Origin of the sequence: Actinoplanes sandaracinus, from assembly GCF_030009775.1 — a bacterium.
Taxonomy (GTDB): domain Bacteria; phylum Actinomycetota; class Actinomycetes; order Mycobacteriales; family Micromonosporaceae; genus Actinoplanes; species Actinoplanes sandaracinus.
Map to the genome: position 1 here is coordinate 1 of NZ_JASCTH010000015.1, position 26,394 is coordinate 26,394.

General features: G+C 70.6%; 20 protein-coding genes. 11 read left to right on the forward strand and 9 right to left on the reverse strand.

Annotated elements, in window-relative coordinates:
- On the forward strand, positions 1–2,052 hold a 2,052-nt coding region (locus QLQ12_RS22575; RefSeq protein ID WP_282762295.1), incomplete at its 5' end, for an acyltransferase family protein.
- A gap of 240 nt (positions 2,053–2,292) precedes the next feature.
- On the opposite strand, the gene QLQ12_RS22580 is transcribed toward QLQ12_RS22575, so the two are convergent.
- Positions 2,293–5,460: a bifunctional cytochrome P450/NADPH--P450 reductase gene (locus QLQ12_RS22580; protein ID WP_282762297.1), complete on the reverse strand. Its 3,168-nt coding sequence runs from the start codon at positions 5,458–5,460 to the stop codon at positions 2,293–2,295.
- A 47-nt stretch (positions 5,461–5,507) separates the two neighbouring features.
- On the opposite strand from QLQ12_RS22580, the gene QLQ12_RS22585 reads away from it, so the two are divergent.
- The 8 genes from QLQ12_RS22585 (at position 5,508) to QLQ12_RS22620 (ending at position 13,665) form a co-directional block, all read left to right on the forward strand.
- Complete coding sequence (locus tag QLQ12_RS22585) at positions 5,508–6,077, forward strand: TetR/AcrR family transcriptional regulator (RefSeq protein ID WP_282762299.1); 570 nt, start codon at positions 5,508–5,510, stop codon at positions 6,075–6,077.
- 205 nt (positions 6,078–6,282) lie between these two features.
- Complete coding sequence (locus QLQ12_RS22590) at positions 6,283–8,313, forward strand: acyltransferase family protein (protein WP_328518298.1); 2,031 nt, start codon at positions 6,283–6,285, stop codon at positions 8,311–8,313.
- Between the two features lie 158 nt (positions 8,314–8,471).
- Positions 8,472–8,774, forward strand: coding sequence for an urease subunit gamma (locus QLQ12_RS22595; protein ID WP_282762301.1), 303 nt, complete (start codon positions 8,472–8,474; stop codon positions 8,772–8,774).
- Positions 8,771–9,199, forward strand: a complete 429-nt coding sequence (locus QLQ12_RS22600) for an urease subunit beta (protein ID WP_282762302.1) — start codon at positions 8,771–8,773, stop codon at positions 9,197–9,199. Before QLQ12_RS22595 ends, QLQ12_RS22600 begins: the two co-directional genes overlap by 4 nt.
- Before the next feature lie 52 nt (positions 9,200–9,251).
- Positions 9,252–10,970 carry an urease subunit alpha gene (locus QLQ12_RS22605; RefSeq protein ID WP_282762303.1) on the forward strand — a complete coding sequence of 573 codons (1,719 nt, stop codon included), beginning with the start codon at positions 9,252–9,254 and terminating at the stop codon, positions 10,968–10,970.
- Between the two features lie 464 nt (positions 10,971–11,434).
- Positions 11,435–12,079 (forward strand): urease accessory protein UreF, encoded by a 645-nt coding sequence (locus QLQ12_RS22610; protein WP_282762304.1) that lies wholly within the window; start codon positions 11,435–11,437, stop codon positions 12,077–12,079.
- A 205-nt stretch (positions 12,080–12,284) separates the two neighbouring features.
- Positions 12,285–12,902 (forward strand): urease accessory protein UreG, encoded by a 618-nt coding sequence (gene ureG, locus QLQ12_RS22615; RefSeq protein WP_282762591.1) that lies wholly within the window; start codon positions 12,285–12,287, stop codon positions 12,900–12,902.
- Position 12,903: 1 nt separating this feature from the next.
- The gene (locus tag QLQ12_RS22620; RefSeq protein WP_282762305.1) at positions 12,904–13,665 is read left to right on the forward strand and encodes an urease accessory protein UreD; all 762 of its coding nucleotides are present in this window, start codon (positions 12,904–12,906) and stop codon (positions 13,663–13,665) included.
- A 97-nt stretch (positions 13,666–13,762) separates the two neighbouring features.
- Here the strand turns inward: QLQ12_RS22620 and QLQ12_RS22625 are convergent, their stop codons facing one another.
- The 8 genes from QLQ12_RS22625 to QLQ12_RS22660 all read right to left on the reverse strand — a co-directional run bounded on the left by QLQ12_RS22625 (position 13,763) and on the right by QLQ12_RS22660 (position 24,355).
- Complete coding sequence (locus tag QLQ12_RS22625) at positions 13,763–14,665, reverse strand: sigma-70 family RNA polymerase sigma factor (RefSeq protein WP_282762306.1); 903 nt, start codon at positions 14,663–14,665, stop codon at positions 13,763–13,765.
- A 214-nt stretch (positions 14,666–14,879) separates the two neighbouring features.
- On the reverse strand, positions 14,880–15,134 hold the full coding sequence (locus QLQ12_RS22630; protein WP_282762307.1) for a hypothetical protein: 255 nt from the start codon (positions 15,132–15,134) through the stop codon (positions 14,880–14,882).
- Positions 15,135–15,375: 241 nt separating this feature from the next.
- Complete coding sequence (locus QLQ12_RS22635; protein WP_282762308.1) at positions 15,376–17,370, reverse strand: protein kinase domain-containing protein; 1,995 nt, start codon at positions 17,368–17,370, stop codon at positions 15,376–15,378.
- 390 nt (positions 17,371–17,760) lie between these two features.
- A complete protein-coding gene (gene cphA / locus QLQ12_RS22640) occupies positions 17,761–20,508 on the reverse strand; it encodes a cyanophycin synthetase (protein WP_282762309.1) in 2,748 nt (915 codons plus the stop codon).
- On the reverse strand, positions 20,505–21,311 hold the full coding sequence (locus tag QLQ12_RS22645; protein WP_282762310.1) for a cyanophycinase: 807 nt from the start codon (positions 21,309–21,311) through the stop codon (positions 20,505–20,507). Before QLQ12_RS22645 ends, cphA begins: the two co-directional genes overlap by 4 nt.
- Positions 21,312–21,365: 54 nt before the next feature.
- On the reverse strand, positions 21,366–22,295 hold the full coding sequence (locus QLQ12_RS22650) for an acyl-ACP desaturase (protein ID WP_282762311.1): 930 nt from the start codon (positions 22,293–22,295) through the stop codon (positions 21,366–21,368).
- 37 nt (positions 22,296–22,332) lie between these two features.
- Positions 22,333–23,643, reverse strand: coding sequence for a histidine--tRNA ligase (hisS, locus tag QLQ12_RS22655; protein WP_282762312.1), 1,311 nt, complete (start codon positions 23,641–23,643; stop codon positions 22,333–22,335).
- Between the two features lie 13 nt (positions 23,644–23,656).
- Positions 23,657–24,355: an MBL fold metallo-hydrolase gene (locus tag QLQ12_RS22660; protein WP_282762313.1), complete on the reverse strand. Its 699-nt coding sequence runs from the start codon at positions 24,353–24,355 to the stop codon at positions 23,657–23,659.
- Positions 24,356–24,500: 145 nt separating this feature from the next.
- Here QLQ12_RS22660 and QLQ12_RS22665 point away from each other — a divergent pair, with 145 nt between their 5' ends.
- Together QLQ12_RS22665 and QLQ12_RS22670 are read left to right on the forward strand one after the other, a co-directional pair.
- Positions 24,501–25,382, forward strand: coding sequence for a peptidylprolyl isomerase (locus tag QLQ12_RS22665; protein ID WP_282762314.1), 882 nt, complete (start codon positions 24,501–24,503; stop codon positions 25,380–25,382).
- 23 nt (positions 25,383–25,405) lie between these two features.
- Complete coding sequence (locus QLQ12_RS22670) at positions 25,406–26,302, forward strand: peptidylprolyl isomerase (RefSeq protein WP_282762315.1); 897 nt, start codon at positions 25,406–25,408, stop codon at positions 26,300–26,302.
- Positions 26,303–26,394: the final 92 nt, after the last annotated feature.

Consider the following 26,394-nt stretch of genomic DNA (forward strand, 5'->3'; position numbering starts at 1 on the left):
TTCCGGCCTGACATCGAGGGTATGCGCGCGATCGCGGTGACTCTGGTCGTGCTCTCCCACGCCGGCCTCACCGGCATCGCCGGCGGCTACATCGGCGTCGACGTGTTCTTCGTCATCTCCGGATTCCTCATCACCACCCTGCTCCTCAAAGAACTCGACACCACCGGCCGCATCCACCTGACCACCTTCTACGCCCGCCGCGCCACCCGACTCCTGCCCGCCTCCACCCTCGTCCTAGTCACCACCATCACCGCGGCCTGGCTCTGGATGCCCGCCACCCGCTTCACCACCATCTCCCTCGACGCCATCCACGCCACCTTCTACGGCATCAACTGGCGACTCGCCAACGAAGGCGTCCAATACCTCAACGCCGACACCCCACCCTCCCCACTACAACACTTCTGGTCACTCGCCGTAGAAGAACAGTTCTACCTCGCCTGGCCCCTCCTCCTACTCACCCTCGCCCTCACCACCGGCAAACGCCGCACCCCCATCATCATCACCCTCACCACCATCACCACCGCATCACTCACCATCAGCATCCTGCAAACCGCAACCTCCGCACCCTGGGCCTACTTCGGCACCCACACCCGCACCTGGGAACTCGCCACCGGCGCCCTCATCGCCGTCGCCGCCACCCCACTCACCAAACTCCCCCACCCCCTCGCCGCCACCCTCACCTGGACCGGGCTGGCCGCCATCCTCACCGCCGCACTCCTCTACACCGAACACACCCCCTTCCCCGGAACCGCCGCCCTCCTACCCGTCCTCGGCACCGCAGCCCTCATCGCCGGCGGCACCCCCAAACCCCGCCACGGCGCCACCATCCTGCTGAAAACCCTGCCCTTCCAACAGATCGGCAGATACTCCTACAGCTGGTACCTCTGGCACTGGCCCGTTCTGACGATCACGCCGCACATCCTCGACATCGAACCCACCATCCCCCTCAACCTGGGACTCGCCACCGGCTCCCTACTCCTCGCCATCGCCACCTACCACCTGATCGAAAACCCCACCCGCAACCACCAATGGGTCAAAACCAAAGCCCGCCGAGGCCTCGCCACCGGCCTCGCCCTGTCCTGCCTCGCCGCCCTCACCGCCCAAACCGGCGCCATCAAACCCCCCCAACTCGCCAAAGGCCACCCAGCCATCGACACCGCCACAGCCGTGGCCACCGCAAACAACCCCGAAACCGAACTCCAACGAATCATCAACACCTCGACCAACACCGCAAAACTGCCGGCCAACGTCACGCCGAAGGTCCAGCGAGCCCGCAACGACGTGCCGAAGTACTACGCCACCAAGTGCCACCTCGACTTCGAGGACGTCACCGCTCCCGGCGACTGCCTGTTCGGCGACCCGAACGGCAAGGAGACGGTGTACCTGTTCGGCGACTCGCACGCCGCCCACTGGTTCCCGGCGATGGACGCGATCGCCAAGGCACGCGGCTGGCGACTCATGGTCCGCACCAAGAGCGCCTGTCAGGCGCCGCTGGTCCGCACGTTCCTGGTTGCCTTCAAGCGGCCGTACGACGAGTGCGGCGAGTGGCGTGACGGCGTGCTCGCCGAGATCAAGCAGACCCGCCCGCGGTTGGTGGTGCTGGCCTCGAACGGCAACAACAACGGTGGCCTGCTGGACACCGCCGGCAACCGGATCGACGAGGGCACGGAACAGGAGCGGGACAACCTGTGGGCGGCCGGCTGGGTGGCCACGTTCCGTGCGCTCAAGAGCCCGAAGACGAACCTGGTGATGATCGAGGACACCCCGTGGCCGGGCCGGGACACCCCGGATTGCCTGGCGACGCATTCGAACCGCGTCTCCCGGTGCGCCCGCCCGGCCGACGAGTCGTTCGCCTTCCCTCCGCGTCAGGCTCTGGTGTCGCAGCAGGCCCGCGCGCAGGGTGTCACGGTGATCGAGACCCGGCCGTGGTTCTGCGCCGACGTCTGCCCCTCCATGGTCGGCAATGTCATGACCTGGCGGGACAACAGCCACATCACCACGAAATACTCCGCAATGCTGGCCCCGGTTCTCGGCGCACGCCTCCCGCTCTGACACCTGCCGCGAGCGAATCCCGGGAGACGAGGCGGCGCACACCCGCCGCGAGCGAATCCCGGGAGACGAGGCCGCGTGAAAAGGGCGGAGAACAACAAGACCCAGAATCAAGGGGGGTACGGGCGAGAAGCCCCCGCCCCACGCAAGAGGCGCGGCGGGAACCATGACTCACCAACGGCCCCGGCGCCGGGTGATCTCCACCCGGCGCCGGAGTAGCACGGAACTCGCCTGTGGACGAGGTCAGGCGAAGACGTCCTGCTGATAGCGGCCGTCCGCCTCCAGCGACCGCAGCCACGCCTCGGCCTCGTCGGCGGTCGCCCCGGTGTGCCGGCGGAAGATCGCGTACAGCTCGTCGCGCACCGCCGGGGCCATCCGCGCCCCGTCACCGCACAGGTAGATGTGCGCCCCTTGTTCGAGCAGTTCCCACACCGCGTCGCCCTGTTCGGCGAGGGCTTCCTGGACGAACCGGTGCGGGTGTGACGGCACCGCCGAGAACGCCAGGTGCAGGTCGGTCACGCCGTCCGCGGCCCACTGTTCCATCTCCGGCCGGTAGAGCCAGTCGTGTTCCGGGTGGCGGCAGCCGTAGAACAGCTTGACCGGCCCGCTCGCGGAGAGCAGCGCCCGTTCCTGGAGGAACCCGCGCAGTGGCGCGAAGCCGGTGCCCGGTCCGATGAGGATCATCGGGGTGGCAGGGTCGACCGGCGGGCGGAACGGCGGCGCCGGCACCCGGATGTGCCCGTAGAAGATGTCGCCGGGTCCCAGGCGGGCCAGGTACTGGGAGCACATGCCGCGGTAGCGCCCGTTTCCGCTGCGGGACGGCCCGTCCACGAGTCCGACGGTGATCGTGACCAGTGACGGGTCGACCGCCGGCGACGACGAGATGGAGTAGAAGCGCGGCTTGATCGTGCCGACCAGTTCGAGGAACGCCCCGAACGGCAGCTCGATCGCCGGGAACCGTTCGAGCAGGCTGAGCACGGACACGCGCTTCGCGAGGATCTCGTCGGCGTACGCCGCACGCGCTTCGGTGGTGTCCGAGGTCCAGGCCGCCAGCTGCCGGGTGGTCCACGGGCACTGGGTGTGCTCGGCGAGGGCTTCGATCTGCCCGCGAGTGGCCGGCTCCTGCAGTTCGACGAAGTCGGTGAGCAGCAGCCCGGCGGTGACCGGCACCCCGATCGGCAGTCCGGTCGGCCGCTCGGAGTCCTGGCCGATACGGATCACCAGGTCGCGGGAGACCCGCAGGGTGTGCAGCGCCCACTCGACCAGTTCGGGGTCGTTCTTGGCGTAGACGGCGAGATGGTCGCCGGCCTCGTACGAGACGGAGTCGGGCAGTTGAACGGTGATCGCCTTGACACCCGGCCGGGGCGCCTCCCGGCTGAAGTCCCACAGCCCGGCCGGGTCGCCGACCAGCTCGTCCACCTTCATGATCATGACCGGGTGGGCCTGGTTGGACACCACGGCCGGCCGGACCTGGTCCTCGCCGAGCACTTCCACGCGGTAGCGCGGCCCGGCGGCCCCGGCCGGCGCGGCGGCGCCGAATTCGGTGGCCAGGGCGGTCCACAGCCCGTCCAGCCAGGCGGACGCCATCGAGTCGAAGTCCGCGGAGGCGTCGGTCTCACCGCGCTCCACCAGCGGCTGGGCTCCGGCGGCCGCCAACTTCTCGAAGACCCGGCGGGGGTACGCCTGGTACGTCGCCCACTGGGTGTTGCCGTTACCGAGGACCGCGTACCGCACGTTGTCCAGGGCGCCGGCCGGAATCTCCAGGTCGTCGAAGGCCTGCGCGTTGTCGGGCGCCTTGCCGTTGTAGCTGGACGTGACAACCGTCAGCAGTCCCTCGCCGGGCAGGTCGGTGGCGAGCTCGTCGAGGGTCTGCACGGTCACGTCGAAGCCGGACCGCCGGGCGCGGTCGGCGATCTGCTGGGCGAGGTCCTCGGAGGTGCCCAGGTTGGAGCCGTACGCGACTCTCATCCGTACCCCCGAAGCCTGGACGTCGGCCGCCGCGGACGCCGTGCTCTCCGGCGAGTCAGGAACCGTGGCGATCCGCTCGTGTGCCTGCCGCGAGCGGAGCCGCAGCCGGAAGCCCTCGGGCTTGATCGTCAGGGTCTGCTTGATGTGCAGCTCATGGCCCTGCGGGTCGGCGAGCGCGAAGCGCTGGAGGATCATGGCGAGCGCGAGGCGGGCCTCGGTGAGCGCGAACTGGCGGCCGATGCAGGCCCGTTCGCCGTTGCCGAACGGCTTGTAGGCGTGCGGGTGATGACCGGCCTTGGCGTCCGGCAGCCAGCGGTCGATGTCGAAGGCCTCCGGATCGGACCAGGCCGACGGGTGGGTGTGCAGCGGCTTGAGGACGACCGCGATCTTCTGGTGTGCCGGGATCTCGTAGATCCCGCCGAGGGTGGTGGCCTCCCGGGAGGCCAGGCCGATGGCGGTGATCGGCGAGTGCAGGCGCAGCGTCTCGTCGAGGATCCGTGGGATCACGTCGAGCTTCATGATCAGCTCGTAGGTGGGCACGGTGTCGCCCGGCAGGATCCGGTCGACCTCGGCGTAGGCCTGGGCCAGCACGTGCGGGTTGCGCATCAGGTGGTGCAGGGCGAAGGAGAGGGTGCCGCTGGTGGTCTCGTGCCCGGCGATCAGGAAGGTGAGGACCTGGTTGCGGATGTTCTCGTCGGAGAGCTTGCCGCCGGTGACCGGGTCGGCGGCGTCGAGCATGAGGCCGAGCAGGTCGCGGGTGTCGGAAACGCCCGCGGCCCGGCGGGTGCGGACCACCTCGTCGACGGTGTCCTGCATGACCGCGATGTCCGCCCGGTAGGCGGCGTCGGCCTTCTTCTTCAGCCCGGTGACCATCGGCAGTTGCCGGGTCCGGTTCATCGCCTCGGTCAGGGCGCTGCCCATGGCCTGCAGGAACGGGTGCAGTTCGGCAGCCTCGAAGGAGCGGAACTGCTGCCCGAAACCGGCGAGCGTGATGGTGTCGAGGGCGAGCCGGGTCATGTCGTCGGTGACGTCGACCTCGGGCCGGCTCGACCACGCGGTCGTCAGGTTGGTGGCGATCTCCAGCATCTGCGGGAAGTACGCCTTCATCGACCGCTGACTGAACGCGGGCAGCAGGATGCGGTGCGCCTGGCCCCACACATCCTCCTCCTCACGTGCGGTGAAGAGGCCGTCGCCGGCGAAGTCGCGGACGTGCGCGAGCGGCGGGTCGATCGGCTTGTAGAAGCGGGTCTCGTCGCAGACCTCGGCGACCAGATCGGGGTCGTAGACGAACACGACGTGCCGGCCGGCCAGGTTCAGCTTGAAGAGTCCACCAGGGTGCCGGGCGGCCAGGTCGGCGAAGAACCGATGGGTGCCTTCCACCGGGACCTGCAGTCCATTACCGACAATCGGCAGTCCGCGGGGGATGGGGATCGCGGCGCTCACGGGGGTTCCTCCTAAGCCATACGGTGTATGGCGCTACCATACGGCGTATGGCTGGAACGACAAGGCCGAGTGATCAACGTCTAACGAGGGACGCGATCCTCCAGGCCGCACTGAGGATCGTGGACAGCGACGGCGTCCACGGCCTCAGCATGCGCAAACTCGCCGCCGATCTCGGCGTCAATCCAATGTCGATCTACCACCACGTGGAGAACAAGGCCGCGCTGCTCGACGGCGTCACCCGGCTGGTCACCGACGGGGCGCGGCACGTGACCGTCGGTAGTGGACCGTGGCAGGAGCAACTGCGGCAACTGGCGTACGAGTTCCGGTCACTGAGCCTCGCGCACCGCAACCTGATCCGGTACGCCTTCTCGGGTGACGACTTCATCCAGCGCGACGGCCCGATGTGGCAGACCCTCTGCTCCGTGCTGCGCGGCGCCGGACTCCCCGAGACCGAGGTCGAGCGCACCGGCGCGGTTCTGGCGGTCCTGGTCGGCGGACTGCTGCACACCGAGGCCAACGGCACGATGGGGCGGCTGATCGGAAGCGGCCAGGCGGACGACGCGGGGTTCGCGCTGGCGGTGGAGCTATTGATCGACGGAGTCGCCGCCAGGGTGTGAGAAGACCTCACTATGCGATTCGGACGCACCGGCTATGGGAGGCGTGCGTTATCGCAAGTAGGTTCGGCCCTCAACCGGGGCCGGTTTTTTCATAGCTAGGTAGGACATGCCGGTCTCCCTTGACTCCCTGCGCCCCACCGCTCAGACCCCGTCAGTGTCGGCGCCCCCGCGCTCCCACCTCGGATTCCGGCCTGACATCGAGGGTATGCGCGCGATCGCGGTGACTCTGGTCGTGCTCTCCCACGCCGGCCTCACCGGCATCGCCGGCGGCTACATCGGCGTCGACGTGTTCTTCGTCATCTCCGGATTCCTCATCACCACCCTGCTCCTCAAAGAACTCGACACCACCGGCCGCATCCACCTGACCACCTTCTACGCCCGCCGCGCCACCCGACTCCTGCCCGCCTCCACCCTCGTCCTAGTCACCACCATCACCGCGGCCTGGCTCTGGATGCCCGCCACCCGCTTCACCACCATCTCCCTCGACGCCATCCACGCCACCTTCTACGGCATCAACTGGCGACTCGCCAACGAAGGCGTCCAATACCTCAACGCCGACACCCCACCCTCCCCACTACAACACTTCTGGTCACTCGCCGTAGAAGAACAGTTCTACCTCGCCTGGCCCCTCCTCCTACTCACCCTCGCCCTCACCACCGGCAAACGCCGCACCCCCATCATCATCACCCTCACCACCATCACCACCGCATCACTCACCATCAGCATCCTGCAAACCGCAACCTCCGCACCCTGGGCCTACTTCGGCACCCACACCCGCACCTGGGAACTCGCCACCGGCGCCCTCATCGCCGTCGCCGCCACCCCACTCACCAAACTCCCCCACCCCCTCGCCGCCACCCTCACCTGGACCGGGCTGGCCGCCATCCTCACCGCCGCACTCCTCTACACCGAACACACCCCCTTCCCCGGAACCGCCGCCCTCCTACCCGTCCTCGGCACCGCAGCCCTCATCGCCGGCGGCACCCCCAAACCCCGCCACGGCGCCACCATCCTGCTGAAAACCCTGCCCTTCCAACAGATCGGCAGATACTCCTACAGCTGGTACCTCTGGCACTGGCCCGTTCTGACGATCACGCCGCACATCCTCGACATCGAACCCACCATCCCCCTCAACCTGGGACTCGCCACCGGCTCCCTACTCCTCGCCATCGCCACCTACCACCTGATCGAAAACCCCACCCGCAACCACCAATGGGTCAAAACCAAAGCCCGCCGAGGCCTCGCCACCGGCCTCGCCCTGTCCTGCCTCGCCGCCCTCACCGCCCAAACCGGCGCCATCAAACCCCCCCAACTCGCCAAAGGCCACCCAGCCATCGACACCGCCACAGCCGTGGCCACCGCAAACAACCCCGAAACCGAACTCCAACGAATCATCAACACCTCGACCAACACCGCAAAACTGCCGGCCAACGTCACACCGAAGGTGCAGACCGCGCGCACGGACAAGCCGGACCACTACACGGCCGGCTGCCACCTCGAATACCTGGCGACCGCCGCCCCGGGTCCCTGCGTGTTCGGCGACCCGAACGGCGAGCGGACCGTCTACCTGCTCGGCGACTCGCACGCCGCCCACTGGTATCCGGCGATGGACGCGATCGCCAAGGCCCGCGGCTGGCGACTCATGGTCCGCACCAAGAGCGCCTGCCATGCGGCCTCGGTACGCACGTTCAGCGCCGCCCTCAAACGCGGCTACACCGAGTGCCCGCTCTGGCGTGGGCAGGTGCTCGCCGAGATCGGGCAGGCGAGGCCGTACCTCGTCGTGGTGTCGTCCAGTGGCAGCGACGGCAACCCCCTGCTGAACGACGACGGCGACCGGCTCACCGCCCCGGCGGAGTTGGTCGACCCGCGCTGGGCGGACGGCTGGGCGGCCACGTTCCGCGAGATCAGGAGCCCTCGGACGAAGCTGGCGATGATCCGGGACACCCCCTGGCCCGGGCACGACGTCCCGGAGTGCCTGGCCGAGCACTCGCACGAGATCTCCCGGTGCGTCGCGCCGGCCGCCCGGTCGATCGCGCTGCCGGGGCGGCAGGCGCTCGTCGACCGGGCCGCGAAGGCCGCCGGCGTCCAGGTGATCGACCCGGTCCCATGGTTCTGCGCCGGGGGTTCCTGCCCGTCCGTGGTCGGCAACCTGTTGGTGTGGCGCGACGACGACCACATCACCACGGCGTACGCCTCGATGCTGGTCCCGCTGCTGTCGGCGAAGCTGCCGAAGTAGACCCGCGGCGAAGCCGCTGAGGGAAACACGGCGGAAACGGCCGCGCCACGGTTCTGAACCAACCGATGGCGTGGCCGTTCCGTGTTTTGATCACTCATGGGTTACACGTCCGAAACTTCCACCTGCGAGCATTCCGTGGCGCGATCAGGAGGTTCCCTTTGTTCCTCAGTCAGCACGAGCAGGAACGCTTGCTCATCCACGTGGCGGCCGACGTCGCCCGGCGTCGCCAGGAACGGGGCCTGCGCCTCAACTATCCGGAGGCCACGGCCATCATCACCGCCTTCCTCCTGGAGGGGGCGCGCGACGGCCGCACCGTCGCCGAGCTGATGGACTCCGGCCGCCGGGTGCTGACCCGCGGCGACGTCCTGGAAGGAGTGCCCGAGATGCTGGCCGAGGTCCAGGTCGAGGCCACGTTCCCGGACGGCACCAAGCTCGTCACCGTGCACGGGCCGATCTCGTGAGCGAGCGGAGCGACCGGCTCAGGCCGGGAGAGATCCTGTTCGGCGACGGCGACATCGAGATCAACCCCGGCCGCCCCACCGTCGCGGTGACCGTGCGCAACACCGGCGACCGGCCGGTCCAGGTCGGCTCACACTTCCACTTCGCGGAGTCCAACGCGGCCCTGGAGTTCGACCGCGAGGCCGCCTGGGGCCACCGGCCGGCCATCCCGGCCGGCACGTCGGTCCGTTTCGAACCCGGCATCCCGCGTGACATCACCCTCGTGGCGTTCACCGGCCGGCGCATCGTGCCCGGCCTGCGCGGCCTGGCCGGCGGCCCACTCGACGAGGCCCCGCCGCCGCCCCGGCACGACCCCACCGACATCGAGCCCGCCGGCTCCCTCGACGAGGACACCGGTGAGGGCGAGCACAACGGGAGCCCTCGATGAGCAGGCGCGGCGAGCGAACCATCAAGCACGCGGGGCGAAGCGGAGCATCGGCGTGAGCGCTCTGGAACGTGCCCGCTACGCGGCGCTCTACGGCCCGACCAAGGGCGACCGGATCCGGCTCGCCGACACCAACCTGCTGATCGAGATCGAGGAGGACCGCAGCGCCGGCCCGGTTCCCGGCGACGAGGTCGTCTTCGGAGGCGGCAAGGTGATCCGCGAGTCGATGGGCCAGTCCCGCGCCACCCGCGCCGAGGGCACCCCCGACACCGTCATCACCGGCGTGGTCGTGCTCGACCACTGGGGCGTCGTCAAGGGCGACGTCGGCATCCGTGACGGCCGGATCGTCGCCATCGGCAAGGCCGGCAACCCGGACACCATGGACGGCGTGCACCCCGGCCTGGTGATCGGCGCCGGCACCGAGATCATCGCCGGCAACGGCAAGATTCTCACGGCCGGCGCGATCGACAGCCACGTGCACCTGATCAGCCCGACGATCCTGGACACCGCGCTCGCCTCCGGCATCACCACGATCATCGGTGGCGGCACCGGCCCGGCCGAGGGCACCAAGGCCACCACGGTCACCCCGAACGCCTGGCACCTGGCGCGGATGCTGGAGTCGCTCGACACCTGGCCGATCAACGTGCTGCTGCTCGGCAAGGGCAACACGATGTCCGCCGAGTCGATGTGGGAGCAGCTGCGCGGCGGCGCCGGCGGCTTCAAGCTGCACGAGGACTGGGGCACCACACCGGCGGCGATCGACGCCTGCCTGAGCGTGGCCGACGCGTCCGGCGTTCAGGTGGCGATCCACACCGACACCCTGAACGAGGCCGGGTTCGTCGAGGAGACGCTGCGGGCCATTGCCGGGCGGTCGATCCACGCCTATCACACCGAGGGCGCCGGTGGCGGGCACGCTCCGGACATCATCACGGTCGCGTCGCAGCCGAACATCCTGCCGTCGTCGACGAACCCGACCCGGCCGTACACCCGCAACACCCTCAGTGAGCACCTCGACATGCTGATGGTCTGCCACCATCTCAACTCGGCGGTGCCGGAGGACCTGGCGTTCGCGGAGAGCCGGATCCGGCCGTCCACCATGGCGGCCGAGGACTACCTGCACGACCTGGGCGCGATCTCGATGATCGGCTCGGACTCGCAGGCGATGGGCCGGGTCGGCGAGGTCGTCACCCGGACCTGGCAGACCGCGCACGTGATGAAGGCCCGCGTCGGCGCGCTGCCCGGCGACGGCGCCGCCGACAACAACCGCGCCAAGCGCTACGTCGCGAAATACACCATCTGCCCGGCGGTCGCGCACGGCATGGCCGAGCAGGTCGGCTCGGTCGAGCCGGGCAAGCTGGCCGACCTGGTCCTCTGGGACCCGGCCTTCTTCGGGGTACGGCCGTCACTCGTCCTCAAGGGCGGCATGATCGCCGCCGCGCAGATGGGCGACGCGAACGCCTCGATCCCGACGCCACAGCCGATGCTGCCCCGGCCGATGTTCGGCTCCTACGGCGTGGTGCCGGCCCAGACGTCGCTCGCGTTCGTCGCACCGGCCGCCATCGACGCTCTGCTCAGCGACCGGATCGGGGTGAAACGGGCGCTGGTGCCGGTCGCCGCCACCCGGTCGGTGGGCAAGGCCGGCATGCCGCTGAACGACGCCATGCCCCGGATCGAGGTCAAGGCCGACACGTTCGAGGTGCGCATCGACGGCCAGGTGATCGAGCCCGACCCGGTCGACGTGCTGCCGATGGCCCAGCGCTACTTCCTCTTCTGACATGCCCCCACCCCGCCACTCCCACTCCCACTCCCACTCCCACTCCCACTCCCACTCCCACTCCCACTCCCACTCCGCGATCTTGTGGAGTTGTGTGAGAGCGGGGCGACACCACTCCACAAGATCGCAGAACGCGCGGCGCTACCCCCACCCGGCGACCTTGCGGAATCACGGCGCACCGTTGCCACGCAACTCCACAAGATCGCAGAACTGGCGACGCCACCCCCACCAGGCAACCCCGTGGATCCACGCCACACCGCTCCCCCACCACTCCACAAAATCGCAGACTCGCGGCGCTACCCCCACCCGGCGACCTTGCGGAATCACGGCGCACCGTTGCCACGCAACTCCACAAGATCGCGGATGGTGGGGAGGGCGGCGGGGCGAGTGGTGGGGAAGGCGGCGTGGGTGCCCGGGAAGGCGGGGCGGGTGCTGAGGAAGGTGGCGTGGGTGGAGGTGGTGGGGTGAGCCTGGCTACGTTGTTGCTGCTCGCGGATGGACGGCTGCCGTCCGGCGGGCACGCGCACTCCGGTGGGCTGGAACCACAGATCGCAGCCGGCCGGGTCCGGGACGTCGACGGGCTGGCCGGGTTCCTGCGGGGCAAGCTGGCCACGAGTGGGCTCGTGTCGGCGGCGTTCGCGGCGGCCGCTTGCAGGCGTACCCGCCAATGGGTTGATCTCGATGGTGGGCTGGACGCCCGGACGCCCTCGCCCGCGCTGCGGAAGGCCTCGCGGGCGCAGGGCCGCGCCCTGTTGCGGGCCGGGCGCGCGATGTGGCCGATCGCCCCGATCGCCAGGGACCCCCATCAGCCGATCGCGCTCGGCGCTCTGGCCGCCGCCGCCGGGCTGACGCCTGCCGAGGCCGCGGTCGCGGCGGCGCACAGCATGATCACCGGCTCGGCGAGCGCGGCGGTCCGGTTGCTCGGCCTCGATCCGTACGCGGTGCACGCGCTGCTGGCGCGGCTCGCTCCTGAATGTGACCGGATCGCGGCAGTGGCCGCGGAACGATCCGGCGACCCGGTCGACGACCTGCCGGCCGTGGGCGCGCCCCTGCTCGACATCGGCGCCGAGCACCACGCCACCTGGGAGGTGCGTCTCTTTGCATCCTGAACCGCAGCATTCTGAACCGCCCCGTCCTGAACCGCCCCGTCCTGAACCGCCCCGTCCTGAAGCGCAGCGCCCTGAAGCCCAACATCCCGAGGCCCAGCGCCCTGAGGCCCAGCGCCCTGAGGCCCAGCACCCTGAAGCGCATGAGCACGGCCCTGATGAGGTCCCGCACACCCACCCGGAGGCGGGTGTCGACCCGCACACGCCGCTGGGCGAAGGCCCCCGCGCGCTGCGCATCGGCATCGGCGGACCGGTCGGGTCGGGCAAGACCGCGCTGGTCGCCGCCCTGTGCCGGGCGCTCGGCGGGGAACTGCGCCTCGCGGTCGTGACCAACGACATCTACACCACCGAGGACGCGGACTTCCTGCTGCGCAACGGGGTGCTGCCCGCGGAGCGGGTCCGCGCCGTGGAGACCGGCTGCTGCCCGCACACCGCGATCCGCGACGACATCTCCGCCAACCTGGACGCGGTCGAGGATCTCGAGGCGACGCTGGGCCCGCTGGACCTGGTCCTGGTGGAGAGCGGCGGCGACAACCTGACCGCCACGTTCAGCAAGGGACTGATCGACCAGCAGATCTTCGTGGTCGACGTGGCCGGCGGTGACAAGGTGCCGCGTAAGGGCGGTCCCGGTGTGACGACCGCCGACCTTCTCGTGATCAACAAGACGGACCTGGCGCCGCTGGTCGGCGCGGACCTGTCGGTGATGGACCGGGACGCGAAGGCCCGACGGCACGAGCTGCCCACCGTCTTCCTGTCGCTGGCCGAGGACAGGCGGGCCACGCCGGTGGCCGACTGGATCCGCGGCCTGGTCGCGGCCCGGGTCTGAGGTGCGGGCGGAGGCACGCGTCGTCGCCGAGGCGGACGGGCGGGGAGGCACTCGGCTGGCGGTGCTGCGCGGCGAGTCGCCACTGCTGCTGCGGCGGACCGGGCCACTCGTCGACGGCTGGGTGACGGTTCATCTCGTCGGCGGGGCGGCCGGGCCGCTCCGCGGTGACGAGTTGCGGCTGGACATCGAGGTCGGGCCGGGCGCCCGGCTGGAGATGCTCAGCGTGGCGGCGTCGCTGGCCCTGCCCGGACGGCCGGCCCCGCCGTCGGTGCTGACGGTCACCGCCTCGGTCGCCACCGGCGGCGTGCTGCGCTGGCTGCCGGAACCGCTGATCGCCGCCGCCGGCTGTGACCACGTGGTGGTGACCCGGGTGGACGTGGCCGACGGCGGCTCGCTGCTCTGGCGTGACGACCTGGTCTGCGGGCGGCACGAGGAGACGTCCGGCGCGGTCCTCGCGGACACCATGATCCGGTACGCGGGGGTCACCCTCTACCGGCACGAGCTGGCCGTCGGGCCGGGCGCGCCGGGCTGGGACGGCGCCGCGGTGCTCGGCGGTGGCCGGGCCGTGGGAACGCTGGTGGCCGTCGGCGCGGACCTGCCCCGGCCGGGAATCGCCGGGCCGGACGCCGCGGTGATGCCGCTGGCCGGGCCGGGGATGCTCGCCACGGCCGTCGGCGACGACATCCGGGCGGTAGCCGCCGCCCTCGGCCCACTGTGCCGACGGTCCCGCCCCGTTCCCCTCCTCACTCCGGCCTCCGGGTGAGGAGCTGACGGGCGGTGATGGGCTGCCGAAAGTCAGACACCCGCTGGGGGTGTCTGACTTTCGGAAGGAGCCGGGCGACACGGTCCCCGATCCGGGGTCAGGCCGCCACTGCTATCGGCACCCCGTGAGCGTCGGTCAGCGCCAGCCGGGTGTGCAGGCTGCCCTGCTGGGCGACCTTCGCGAAGTACTCGGTGCGCCGGCGCTGCAGACAACCCTTCCTGGTCCGCGGGCCGCCCGCCGCCACGGTGAGCAGTTCCGGCGCCAGTGAGCTGTTCAAGCCCTCCCGCAGCAGCCGTAGCGCCTCAGTCCGCAGTTGCGAGATGCGCGACTCGGTGACTCCGAGCCGGGCCGCGACCTCGCTGAGCGGCTGCTCCTGCAGGAACGACTCCTGCACGACCTGGCGCAGCCGTTCCGGCAGGGCCTGAATGGCCTGGTGCAGATAGCCGAGGCGCTCCCGCTTCAGCAGCAGGTCCTCGGGCCCTTCGGACAGCTCCGGCACCATCTCCTCGGCGGCCCCGGTGGGGAAGCCCTGGAGGCTGAGCAGGGAGGCCTTCTGCACGTCGTCCTCGACGCTGGCCAGCTCGGAGACGCCGACGCCGAGCATCTCGGCCACTTCGGCGTCACTGGGCGTACGGCCGAGCGCGGCGGTCAGTTCCTGGCGGGCGGTGGCCGCACGCCGGGCCCGGGCCCGCACGGACCGGCTGGCCCAGTCCTGGCCGCGAAGTTCATCGAGCAGGGCGCCGCGGATCCGGACTGCGGCGAAGCGGTGGAAGGGGATGCCGCGGGTGACGTCGAAGGAGCGCGCCGCGCCGAGCAGAGCCGCGAAACCGGCTGACGAGAGATCGTCTGCGTGGACATGCCCGGGCACCCGGTTGAGCAATTCCCGGACCAGGTGGCCAACCATCGGCATGTTCTCGCGGATCAGGTCCTCGATGTCGCGCCCGGAAGGCGCGTCATGGGTCGTGCCGATGGCGGCGGGGAGTTCGGTCGTGGTGGTCACGTAGTCCTCCTCGCTGGTACGAACCGGCTGGTGAAACCGGCTTACGAGAAGAACAGTGAGCGCCGTCGGGTGCAGCGGCGGCCGAACTCAGTTGCTTTTGTGGAGTTTTTTCATGAAAAACCTCAGGCCCGGGAGGACTAAAGCGGACCGAAGCGAGTTCAAACACGGAACCCGGCCGTAATTACGGCCGGGTTCACCAACTCCGGGAGGAACGTCAGCGCAGAGCCGGTGCGCGCATCCGCAGCACGTCGATCAACTCTTCCTGCACCCACTCCATCCGGCGCACCGCCACCTCCGGGTGATCACCGAACTCCTCGGCCACCCCGGCTGCGCAACCGTCACTGCCGTACCGCAGGATCATCGCCGTGATCGCCTCCTCCACGGCCGACCGGTTAGGGCTCTCGGACGGCTGGAGGTAGGAGACGAAGAGTGCCTCGGCGGCGAGGTCCTTCACTGCTGTGCTGTTCATTTGTCGAACTCCCCGATGTCGACGACCTGCTTGAACTCGGCTGACACCACGATGTACCCGGGCTCTCGCCCATCATCCACTCGGGTGTCACACGGGCCGGCAGCCACGCCGTGCCAAAGTGCCGCAATCCGGACGCCCGGATCGAAGCAGAAGCGCCTGTCGGTCTGAGTTCACCGTAACGCGATCATCGGGTCTTCGACCTGTGCTTTTCCGGGCTGGACGGATGGACAGCGTTCTCCTTTCAGCCACCGTCGGCGGACGGACAGACGTCGAAGTCCACGTCGCAGTCCACCGGCTGGGGCGGTGGCGGGGAGTTGATCGTCGTCGGCGTCGTCTCGCCGACACCCGGGTTCACCGACGGCGGGCCGACCGACGGCGGCAGGGACGGATCGATCGAAATGGTCGGGCCACCGTTGCCGGGCGGGGTCGACGTCTTCGACGTGCTGGTCCCCGGGTTCGGCCTGGCGCTGGACGGACCGGCCCGAGTCGGGGTCGGCGTCGGCGTGATGTACACGGTCCCGCCGGGACCGATCGAGATGCCCGGCGACGTGGCCGGGGCGCCGAGGCGGACCTGACCGTCGGAGAGGTGCTCGACCGGGCGGGGCAGCTCACCGGGCTCGGTGGAGACGTACGTCTCGCAGGTCTGGCCGTTGAGTTTGAAGGCCATCGGGGCCGCGTTGCTCTCCGTGTAACGCCCGGTGATCTGCAGGGTCGTGGTGCGCTGCGGGTTGATCCGGGTGGTCGAGGAGACCCGGACCGCCCGGTCGTCCTGGGTCAGGGCGAGTTTGCCGTTGCCGGAGAGCACCTGGTCGCCGTTCATCAGGAACCACAGGTTCCACTCGTCAACCGGGAGGTCGGCACGGTTGGCGAGCGTCACCTGAGCCTTGAAATCGTCACCGGTGTCGGACCAGACCGCATAGCTGACCACACACTGGCCGGACGCCGGGACGACCGTGGGGCCCGTCGTGGTCTTGGCGGCCGGGTCGGCGCCGCGCTGCTGGCCCATCGCCGTCCAGCCGTAGGTGAGCGCGCTGAGCACGCCGATCGTCGCGGCGATCACCACGATCCGGCGTGTCCGCACGCGGTTCCGGTTCGCCGGCCGGCCGGCCGGCGGGGCAGCCGGAGGTCCGCCCGCGCCAGGACGCAGCGGAGGGCCGGCGGGCGGCGCGGTCGCCGGGGGCGACGGCGGCGGGGCCGTCACGGCCGGGGCGGCGACCGGGTGCACCGTTTCGGGGTCGGTCGGCGTCTCCGGGCGCCGGGTGGACTTCTCGTCCGCCCCGAGAGCCGCCGCGGCGGCGGCCGGGCCGAAGCCCGAGTACGGGTAGCCCGACGGCAGGATGAAGGTGTCCTCGCCGTCCTCCCAGTCCGCGTCGAAGCCGGAGGTGATCAGCGGCGCCCCGGCCGAGATGCCGGCCAGCACGCTCGCCAGCTCGGCGCTCGACGGCCGGTCGGCCGGGCGCTTCTCCAGGCACCGGCCGATCAGCGCCTCGACGGAGGCCGGCAGACCCTCCACCGGTGGCAGCGGTTCGGGCTCCACGTACTGGTGGGCGCGCAGCAGGGCGGTGGTGGTGCCGACGTCCCACGGGAGCTGGCCGATCAGCATGCGGTAGATCAGCAGGCCGACCGCGTACACGTCGGTGGCCGGGCTGACCTGGCCGCCCTCCAGCCGCTCCGGTGCCAGGTAGGCCGGGGTGCCCATCAGGCTGCCGTCGGGGTCGGTGTCGTTCTCCCCGATCAGGGCCGAGATGCCGAAGTCGACCACCTTGGCCCCGGCCGGAGTGAGCATCACGTTGGCGGGGGTGACGTCGCGGTGCACGATGCCCCGGGAGTGGGCGGAGGCCAGCGCGGCCGCGACCTCGGCGCTGAGGCGCACCGCGGTGGGCCACGGCAGCGTGCGGACGCGGGCCAGGACGGCGGCCAGGGACTCGCCGTCGACGAGTTCCATCACGACGTAGGGCACGGGCTCGCCGTCGGCGGTGGTGGCCTCGCCGTAGTCGTACACGTTGGTGATGTGCGGGTGCGTCAGCCGCGCCGCGGCCTGCGCCTCCGCACGCAACCGGCGCCGGAAGGAGGGATCGGCGCTCGTCGACGGCGGCAGGACCTTGACCGCGACCTGCCGCCCGAGGACTTCGTCGAACCCCCGCCAGACCACTGACATCCCGCCGGCGCCGAGACGCTCGACCAGTCGGTACCGACCGGCGAGCAGTCCCGAACCGGGCAGGTCCGTCGTGCTCATGTGCCCCCACATGCGCGCTTCGAGGAAACGCCGGACCGCACCGCCATGCCGCCCGACGCCGGGCGAGTCGGGCCCATCTTCGGACTCCGAGCATCCCCCATCGACGGCGAGGATGTTAGTCCCTATCGGTCGGCAGTTCGACTCACCACCATGCGATCTACCTGCGGGTCGTTACCGTGCGTTGGCACTGGTGAGCCACTCGCGAGAGGGACGCTGAGCGCTGTCCGCCACCGGCGGAGCACATAGCGCCACGACAACGCCCCCCGAATGCCCGCTTCGTCGGAACTTACGGTCTCCACCGAATGAGTGAGTCCACGATGGACGGCATCACGATCAGTCAATGCATCGCTACAGAGAGAGATCAATCGTGTCCATGATCTGTCAACTATGTCATCCTCGTGCCGGGCTGCCGGTCAGCCTCCGCGCCACCTGCCGGGTCGCACCCGGCGCCGTCGACGGCCACCCGGCGAAGCTCGCGACCACCGGCGCCCCACCGGCCGGCACCGCGCCCAACTCGGCCAGCCAGGCCCGCATCGGCGCCCACTTCTCGTAGATCACCAGCACCACCTCACCGGGCGCCGCGAGCCGCACGGCCCCGGCGACGGCGTCGCGGTAGCCGTCCGCCCGCACCACGGTCGATTGCCGGCGCCGAGCCCGCATCTCTCGCTCGACCAGCGCGGAGACCTCGCCGGACATCCGGCCCCGCGGATCGGAGTCCTCGTAGAGCACCACCCGGGTCACCCCGTCCGCCAGCACCTGCGCCGAGGCGGCCAGCAGATCGTCGCGGCGGTCGCCGGGCAGAGTCACCGCGGCCACACAACGCTCCGCGCCCCAGAGCCGGTGCAGGGTGCGCAACGTGGCGGCCAGGGCCGCCGGGTTGTGCGCGTAGTCGACGAACACGGAGACGTCGCCGATCCGGAACAGGGTGCCCCGGCCCGGATTCTCCACACTCGGATCGAACTCGCCGAGCCGGTCGGCCAGACTCTCCGGGCGGGCGCCGAGAGCGCGGGCGGCCGCGATCGCGGCGAGCGTGTTGGCGGCCACGTGCAGGGCCGCTCCCCCGTACGCGCCCGGCACGTCGGCCAGCCGCAGCAGCGGGGTACGCCGGGCCCCGGTCGCCTGCACCAGCCAGCCGTCGTGCAGCACGTACGCCGCCCCGCCCCGGGCCAGGTGCTCGCTCAGGACCGGGTTCGTCCCGTCCAGCCCGAACCAGACGAGCCGCTTGCGGTCGGCCCGCACCCGGGGCCGGTCGACCAGGCTGCGCACCCACGGGTCGTCGGCGTTGAGGACCAGCGTCCCGCCGTCCCGGACCCGCTCGGCCACCACCGCCTTGACGTGCGCCAGATCCTCGATCGACTCCAGCCCGTCCTGGCCCAGGTGGTCCGCGGTGATGTTGGTGATCACACCGACATCGGACCAGTCGTACCCGAGTCCGCGCCGCAGCAGGCCGCCCCGGGCGGTCTCCAGCACCGCCACCTCGACGTGCGGGTCGCCGAGCACCATCTGCGCCGACCGCGGGCCGGTGGCGTCCGCGACCTGGATCGTCCGGCCGTCGATGACGACCCCGTCGGTGGTGGTCATCCCGGCACGCATGCCGCTGCCGCTGAGCAGGTGGGCGATCAGGCGGGTCACCGTGGTCTTGCCGTTGGTGCCGGTCACCGCCACGGCCGGGATCCGTCCGTCCGAGCCGCCCGGGAACATCGCCCGGACGATCGCGTCGCCGACGTCGCGGGGCCGGCCGTGCACCGGCGTGAGGTGCATACGCAGGCCGGGTACGGCGTTGACCTCGATCACCCCGGAGGTCACCGGCTCGTCACCGGGCGCCAGCGGGGCCCCGATGTCGGGCAGCCGCAGGTCGATGCCGGCGATGTCCAGCCCGACCAGCGCGGCGACCCGCTGGCACAGCCGGGTCACGTCGGTGTGCACCTGGTCGGTCACGTCACGGCTGGTGCCGCCGGTGGAGAGGTTCGCGGTGTCGCGCAGCCACACCACCTCACCGTCGGCGAGAACCGCCCCGGGAGAGTGCCCCTGGCGGCGCAACACCCGTTCGGCGGCGTCGTCCAGGACGATCCGGGTGAGCGCCCGGGAATGCCCGAGTCCCCGTCGAGGGTCGGCGTTGGCCTGTTCGACCAGTTCGGCGACCGTGGCCCGGCCGTCCCCGACGACGTGCGCGGCGATCCGTTCGGCCGCCGCCACCACCTCACCGGCGACGACCAGCACCCGGTAGTCACGGCCGTCGAGCTGTCGTTCGACGACCGCCTCGCCGCCCGTGGCGGCGAAGGCCCGCGAGACCTCACCGGGAGTAGCCAGGTGCAGGGCGACGTCGCGGCCCTGCCGGCCGTGCCGAGGTTTCACCACCACCGGCGCGCCCAGTTCGCGGAGCAGCTGGACCGCCTCGGCGGCGGCGGCGGCCGCGCCTCCGGCGGGGACCGGGATGCCGGCGGAGTCGAGCAGCCGCCGGGTGACGTGCTTGTCGCCGGCGATGTCGACGCCGACCGCGCTGGTCCGGTCGGTCATGGCGGCCCAGGCGAGCCTCCGCCGGTGGCCCCAGCCGAGGCGGACCAGGCTGAGGTCGTCGAACCGTTCGACCGGGATGCCGCGCCGCCGGGCGGCCGCGATGATCGACCGGGTGCTGGGGCCGGTGGCCTCGCGTTCGGCCAGGGCGGCCAGGCCGGCGAGGCGCTCCGCGAGCACCCGGGCGGACGGGACGGATCCGCCGTGCACCTCACACACCAGGCCGATCGCCGCCCGCACCAGTTCGCCGGGCACCCGCGACTCCGGGGACTCGTCGACCGGGCACTCCGTGATCACGTCATAGGCGCCGGCCTGCCCGGTGCCGACCGTCCGGCCGAAACTGACGTCGCGCCCGATGAGCTGCGACAGCTCGATGCACACATGCTCGGTGACGTGGCCGAAGTAGGTGCCGTTGCGCAGCCGGCTGACGAACCCGCCGGGCGCGCCCGCGGCGCAGTGGTGCTCGGACAGGCCCGGCATGGCCCGCAGCAGGCGCTCGGTGAAACCGGTGACGTCACTGGTCTCCACTCCGGCGAGGTCCTCCAGGCACAGCCGGGCCACCACCGCCGGACGGGAGAGATAGACATTGGGGCCACGCAGGCGGCGCAGGCACTCGATCTTCATGCGGCTCGTTCCCGTTCTTCCGACTGCGGGCCGGTGACGGGTCGGCGGCCCGGGAGGTGAAAGGTGCAGCCGGCCGGCAGCACGTGGATACGGGCCCCGGCGAGCGCGATCGGCCCGGACGGCGGGACCCGGATGTCGGTCGCGGCGCCGGCGTCGACCACCGTCACCGCCCCGCTGCCGAGAACCTCGAAACTGTCGCCTCCGGTCAGGATGGCGGTGTCCTCGTCGATGCCCACGCCCAGCTCGTGCGGGTAACGGGCAACCGCGCTGAGCAGCCGGTTGAGCCGCCCCCGCTCGGCGAAATGCTGGTCGATCAGCACGCACGGCAGGAACTCCAGTCCCGGGCCGGTGCGTACGCTGTCCGCGGTCACGCCCGGACCGTCCCCGCCGGTGATCATGGTGCCGGACATCATCGCCGCTCCCGCGCTGGTCCCGGCCAGCACCACGGGTCCCCCGGCGATCAGCCCGTGCAGCAGAGTGTCGGTGGCGGTGCCACCCAGGATGCCGGTGATCCGTTCCTGGTCGCCGCCGGTGAAGAAGATGCCGGTGGCGTCGCGCAGCACGGCTTCGCTCTCCGGCGCGTTCGCCTCGGCCCGGGAGGACAGGCGGAGGGCGCGGACGGAGCCGGCGCCGAGTTCCCGGAATCTTTCGGCGTACGCGGCCCCGGTCGTCTCCGGCGACTCGCTGGCCGTCGCGATGACCACGATGCGGGCGGTGGCCGCTCCGGCGAGTTCCACGAAACGACTCAACAAGGCGGGACCGGCGGCCCCACCCATGATCAGAAGGCGGCTGCTTCCTTCCACACTGATGAGGTTAATCGGAACAAATCCGAAACATCCGGCTAATCAGAAGGCGGCTCAGCTTTCCCCGAGCCGCCTTCTCCTGGCTTCCCGCTTCTCCTCGAACCGCGCCGCCTGTGTCTCCAGCTCGTCCATCTGCGCGGCGAGTTCCTCCCGCGCCCGCTCACCGTCACCCCGCAGGTCGGTACGGTCCCAGACGTTCCACTGGCGCAGCACCGGCTGGAGCACCTCGTCCCGGTGCTGGCGCAGGTCGTAGATACCCGCCAGCGCGATGGAGAGCGCCCTCCGGCCGAACCCCTCGATGTTCGCGCCCGGCATCTGGAAGTCCGCCGTCACGTTCGCGACCGCCCGCATCGCCTGGTCCGGGGCCAGATCGAAGGCCGCCGCCAGCAGATTGCGGTAGAAGACCATGTGCAGGTTCTCGTCGGCCGCGACCCGGGCCAGCAACTGCTCGGCGATCGGGTCGCCGGTGGCCCGGCCGGTGTTGCGGTGCGAGATCCGGGTGGCCAGCTCCTGGAAGGCGACGTAGGCGATCGAGTGCAGCACCTCGTGGCCGTTGACGTTCACATAGCCGGCCTGCATGTGGTCCATCCGGGCGCGTTCCAGCTCGACCGGGTCCACACCGCGGGTGACGGTCAGGTAGTCACGGATCGCGATGCCGTGCCGGCCCTCCTCCGCGGTCCACCGGTGCACCCAGGTGCCCCACGCGCCGTCCCGCCCGAAGAGCGTGGCGATCTCGTGGTGGTAGGAGGGCAGGTTGTCCTCGGTGAGCAGGTTGACGATCAGCGCCGTGCGCGCCACGTCCGGCAGTTTCGAGTCGTCGTGGCGCCACTGTTCGCCGCCCAGGAGGCCGTCGAAGGTGCGGCCCTCGCTCCACGGCACGTACTCGTGCGGGAACCACTCCTTGGCGAGCGCCAGGTGCCGGTCGAGGTTGGCGGCCACGACGGGCTCCAGCTCGATCAGCAGCGCGGTCTGGTCCAGCGGCATCCGCTCACGGTAGCCGCCGGACCAGCCTCTCGCAGGGTCAGCGCGCCGACACGTCCGGGTGCAGGTCGGCGGCCGGCGGCTGCCAGGAGTCCGCGTCCGCCTCGATCTGCTCCCCGGAGCGGATGTCCTTGACCGTGTCCGGCTCACCGGGGAACCAGACGTACGGGATCCCGCGCCGGTCGGCGAACTGGATCTGCTTGCCGAATTTCGCCGCCGTGGGCGCCACCTCGGCCGGGATCCCCCGCCTGCGCAGGGCCGACGCGATCCGGTCGCACTCGGCGCGCTTGTCGTCGCTGGGCACGGCGACCACGACACACGTCGGCACGGAGCGGGAGACGGTCAGCGCGTCCTGGCCGAAGAGCAGGCCCAGCAGGCGCGACACCCCGATGGAGATGCCGACACCGGGGAAGCGGGTGTTGCCGGCCGAGGCCAGGTTGTCGTAGCGGCCGCCCGAGGTGATCGACCCGAACCGCTCGTAGCCCTTCAACTGGGTCTCGTAGACCGTGCCGGTGTAGTAGTCCAGGCCACGGGCGATCTTCAGCTCCGCACGGACCAGGCCCGGGTTGTGCTCATTGGCCGTCTCGACCACCTGGAGCAACTCGTTCAGTCCTTCGTCGAGCAGCGGGTCGGTGACCCCGAGGGCCCGGACACGGTCCACGAACGAGCCGTCGGTGGCCGAGATCTCCGCGAGAGCCAGACAGGCGGCGGCCTGGGCGTCGGTGGCCCCCGCGGTCTCCACCAGAGCCGCGGCGACCTTCTCCGGGCCGATCTTGTCGAGCTTGTCGACCACCCGCAGAACCTGCGCCGTGTCCGCGAGGCCGAGCCCGCGGTAGAAGCCCTCGCAGACCTTGCGGTTGTTGACCAGGATCACCGCCTCCGGGATGGGCAGCGAGCGGAACACGTCACCGATGACCAGCGGCATCTCGGTGTCGAAGTGGAACGGCAGGGTGTCCCGGTTGATCACGTCGATGTCGGCCTGCAGGAACTCGCGGTAACGGCCCTCCTGCGGGCGCTCACCGCGCCACACCTTCTGGATCTGGTAGCGCTTGAACGGGAACTGGAGTTTCCCGTTGTTCTCCACCACGTAGCGCGCGAACGGGACGGTCAGGTCGAAGTGCAGGCCGAGCTGGTCCTCCCGCTTGGCGTTCTCGTCCTCCTGCAGGCGGTGCAGCAGGTAGACCTCCTTAGACGTCTCGCCCTTGCTGAGCAGGATGTCCAGCGGCTCGACCGCGCGTGTCTCCAGCGGGGCGTACCCGTACAGCTCGAAGGTGGACCGGATCTTGTCGAGGAACCGCTGCTCGATGATGCGCTGCGGCGGCAGCCACTCGGGAAAGCCGGAAATAGGCACTGTTGATCTCTCTCTACAGGAAGCGGCCGGGCGCGGCGGTCAGATCCCGCAGGTACGGGTTCGACGCGCGCTCGCGGCCGATGGTGGTGGCCGGTCCGTGGCCGGGCAGCACGACGGTGTCGTCGGCCAGCGGCAGGATCTTGTCCCGCAGACTGGCCATCATCGTCGGGGTGCTGCCACCCGGCAGGTCGGTGCGCCCGATCGAGCCCGCGAAGAGCACGTCCCCGGAGAGACAGAGTTCCTCAGCGTCCCAGGAGGAACCCTCGCCCGGCAGGCGGAACAGCACCGACCCGCCGGTATGGCCGGGCGCGTGATCGACGGTGACCTCGATGCCGGCGATGGTGAGGACCGCGCCGTCGGTCAGCTCCGCGACGTCGTCGGGCGCGGTGTAGGGCAGGCGTCCGCCGAACATCGCCGTCATGTCGGCGCTCAGGCCCTTGGCCGGGTCGGCGAGCATCTCCAGGTCGCCGGGGTGCACGTAAGCCGTGATGCCACGCGCGCCACAGACCGGCGCCACCGAGAAGGTGTGGTCCAGGTGACCGTGGGTGAGCAGCACCGCCGCCGGTGACAGGCGGTGCTTGGCGAGCGTCTCCTCGAGCCGGTCGAGCACGCCGATGCCCGGATCGACGATCAGGCACTGCTCTCCCGGACCGGCGGCCACCACATAGCAGTTGGTGCCGAAGGCCTGGGCCGGGAAGCCGGTGACGAGCACAGTGACAACCTCTCGCCGATCGGAAGCGAATCTTAACGAGCCTAGCCGGACGGGCGCACGCCACTTTCTCAGGAGGTACCCGTACACTCTTGCGGGCGTGTGGCGTGCCGCACCCCTTGACATGCATAGGGAAGGACAGCGTTCGGTGGCTTCCAGCAGGGACCGGCAGCGCAAGCTCGCGCGGGCCAAATACGAGCGGCAGCAGGCCCGCCGTGCCGACCGAGAGCGCCGTCGCCGCCGCATCTACGCGGGCGTCGGCACGACCGCCGCCGTCCTTCTCGTCGTCGCCGGCGGCGCCTGGATCGGTGGCGCCTTCGACAGCGACAACCCCGTCGACACCGCCGCCATCGACACCTGTCTGTGGACTCCGCGAGGCGTGGCCGGCAACCCCGCTCTCAAGGAGGCCGGCACACCGCCCACCAAGGACATTCCGCAGAGCGGCGTCGAGGCCATGACGATCACCACCGACAAGGGCGAGCCGATCGTGGTGAGCCTCGACGTGGCGAGTTCACCGTGTGCCGCCGCCAGCTTCTCGTACCTCGCGGGCAAGAACTTCTTCGACAACACCGAGTGCCACGAGCTCACCACCGAGGGCGCGCTGCGCTGCGGTGACCCGAGCGGCACGGGCCAGGGCGGGCCGACGTACAGCTACTACGACGAGAACCAGCCGGCCAAGCCCGTGCAGCCGTCGCCGAGCGCGAGCACCGCCCCCACCGTGGTCTACCCGAAGGGCACCGTCGCCCTGCTCGGTGACCCGAAAGGCGTCAACGGCAGCCAGTTCCTGATCTTCCACCAGGACTTCGCACCCGCCGACCCGCAGTACTCGATCATCGGCCAGGTCACCGGCGGCCTCGACACACTCGCCGCGATCGCCAAGATCCCGACGGTCGAGAACGAAGCCGGCGACAAGATCAAGCCGAAGGACAAGATCACTATCAAGACCCTGACCGTAGGCACGGCCGCCGCCAGCGCGGCTCCCTCGGCCGCCGCCGCCAGTGCCGCTCCCGCCAACGGGGCGCAGTCGTGACTACTGAAGGCAGAGACAGCAGCATGGAGGAGACCGTGTCGTCGATCAAGGACCGGCAGCGCGCAGCGGCGCGGGCCCGCCTCGAGAAGGAGATGAGCGAACGCGCGACAGCCGCCCGTAAGCGCCGCCAGCGGCAGGCGATCATCGGTTCGGCACTCGCGATCGTGGTCATCGCCGGCGTCGCGTTCTTCGTCGTCCAGGCGATGAAGGACGACGACAGCACCGAGGCGGCCGCGCCCGGGGCCAGCACCGCGGCGAGCACGCCCGCCAGCGCCAAGCCGGCGCCGGCCGGCACCGCGGCGTGCACCTGGACCCCGGAGGAGGCCACCCCCGGCGGCTCCCTGGTCAAGGACACCGGCGGGCTGCCGCCGGAGTTCGCGCCCAACACGGGCAAGGCCACGCTGACCATGGACACCAGCCTCGGCAAGATCGTCGCCGCGGTGGACAAGAGCAAGTCCCCGTGCACCGCCGCCGCCTTCGAGTACCTGGCGTCCAAGAACTTCTGGGACAACACCAAGTGCCACCGGCTCACCACCGAGGGCATCAAGGTGCTCCAGTGCGGCGACCCGACCGCGACCGGCGACGGCTACCGTCCGACTGACGGCACCGGCGGCCCCAACTTCAAGTTCGGCGAGGAGAACCTGCCGACGACGGCTCAGGGCTCGCTGTACCCCGCCGGCACGCTCGCCATGGCCAAGATGCGAGACCCGGGCACCACCGGCAGCCAGTTCTTCCTGGTCTACGAAGACATTCCGGCCGAAGCGCTGCCCCCGCAGTACACGATTCTCGGCTCCATCACCTCGGGTCTCGACATCGTGAAGAAGGTCGCGCAGGGCGGCACCGACGACGCCAACCAGCCCGGCGACGGCCACCCCAAGACCGAGATCAACATCAAGGACCTGACGCTCGCCGCAGCGTGATCCCTGGGTGAACATCAGCACGTGACGTCATGTGGCCGGGGCCGCCGGCAAACCCGGGCCCCGCCCCCAAGCCAGTGGCCCCCCCCGCCCCC

Excerpts from the sequence above, each read along its gene's own strand:
- QLQ12_RS22650 (WP_282762311.1), bottom strand. The coding sequence starts at position 22,295 with ATGCCGCTGGACCAGACCGCGCTGCTGATCGAGCTGGAGCCCGTCGTG.
- QLQ12_RS22590 (WP_328518298.1), top strand. The coding sequence starts at position 6,283 with ATGCGCGCGATCGCGGTGACTCTGGTCGTGCTCTCCCACGCCGGCCTC.
- QLQ12_RS22670 (WP_282762315.1), top strand. The coding sequence starts at position 25,406 with ATGGAGGAGACCGTGTCGTCGATCAAGGACCGGCAGCGCGCAGCGGCG.
- QLQ12_RS22630 (WP_282762307.1), bottom strand. The coding sequence starts at position 15,134 with ATGAACAGCACAGCAGTGAAGGACCTCGCCGCCGAGGCACTCTTCGTC.
- cphA (WP_282762309.1), bottom strand. The coding sequence starts at position 20,508 with ATGAAGATCGAGTGCCTGCGCCGCCTGCGTGGCCCCAATGTCTATCTC.
- QLQ12_RS22635 (WP_282762308.1), bottom strand. The coding sequence starts at position 17,370 with ATGAGCACGACGGACCTGCCCGGTTCGGGACTGCTCGCCGGTCGGTAC.
- QLQ12_RS22585 (WP_282762299.1), top strand. The coding sequence starts at position 5,508 with ATGGCTGGAACGACAAGGCCGAGTGATCAACGTCTAACGAGGGACGCG.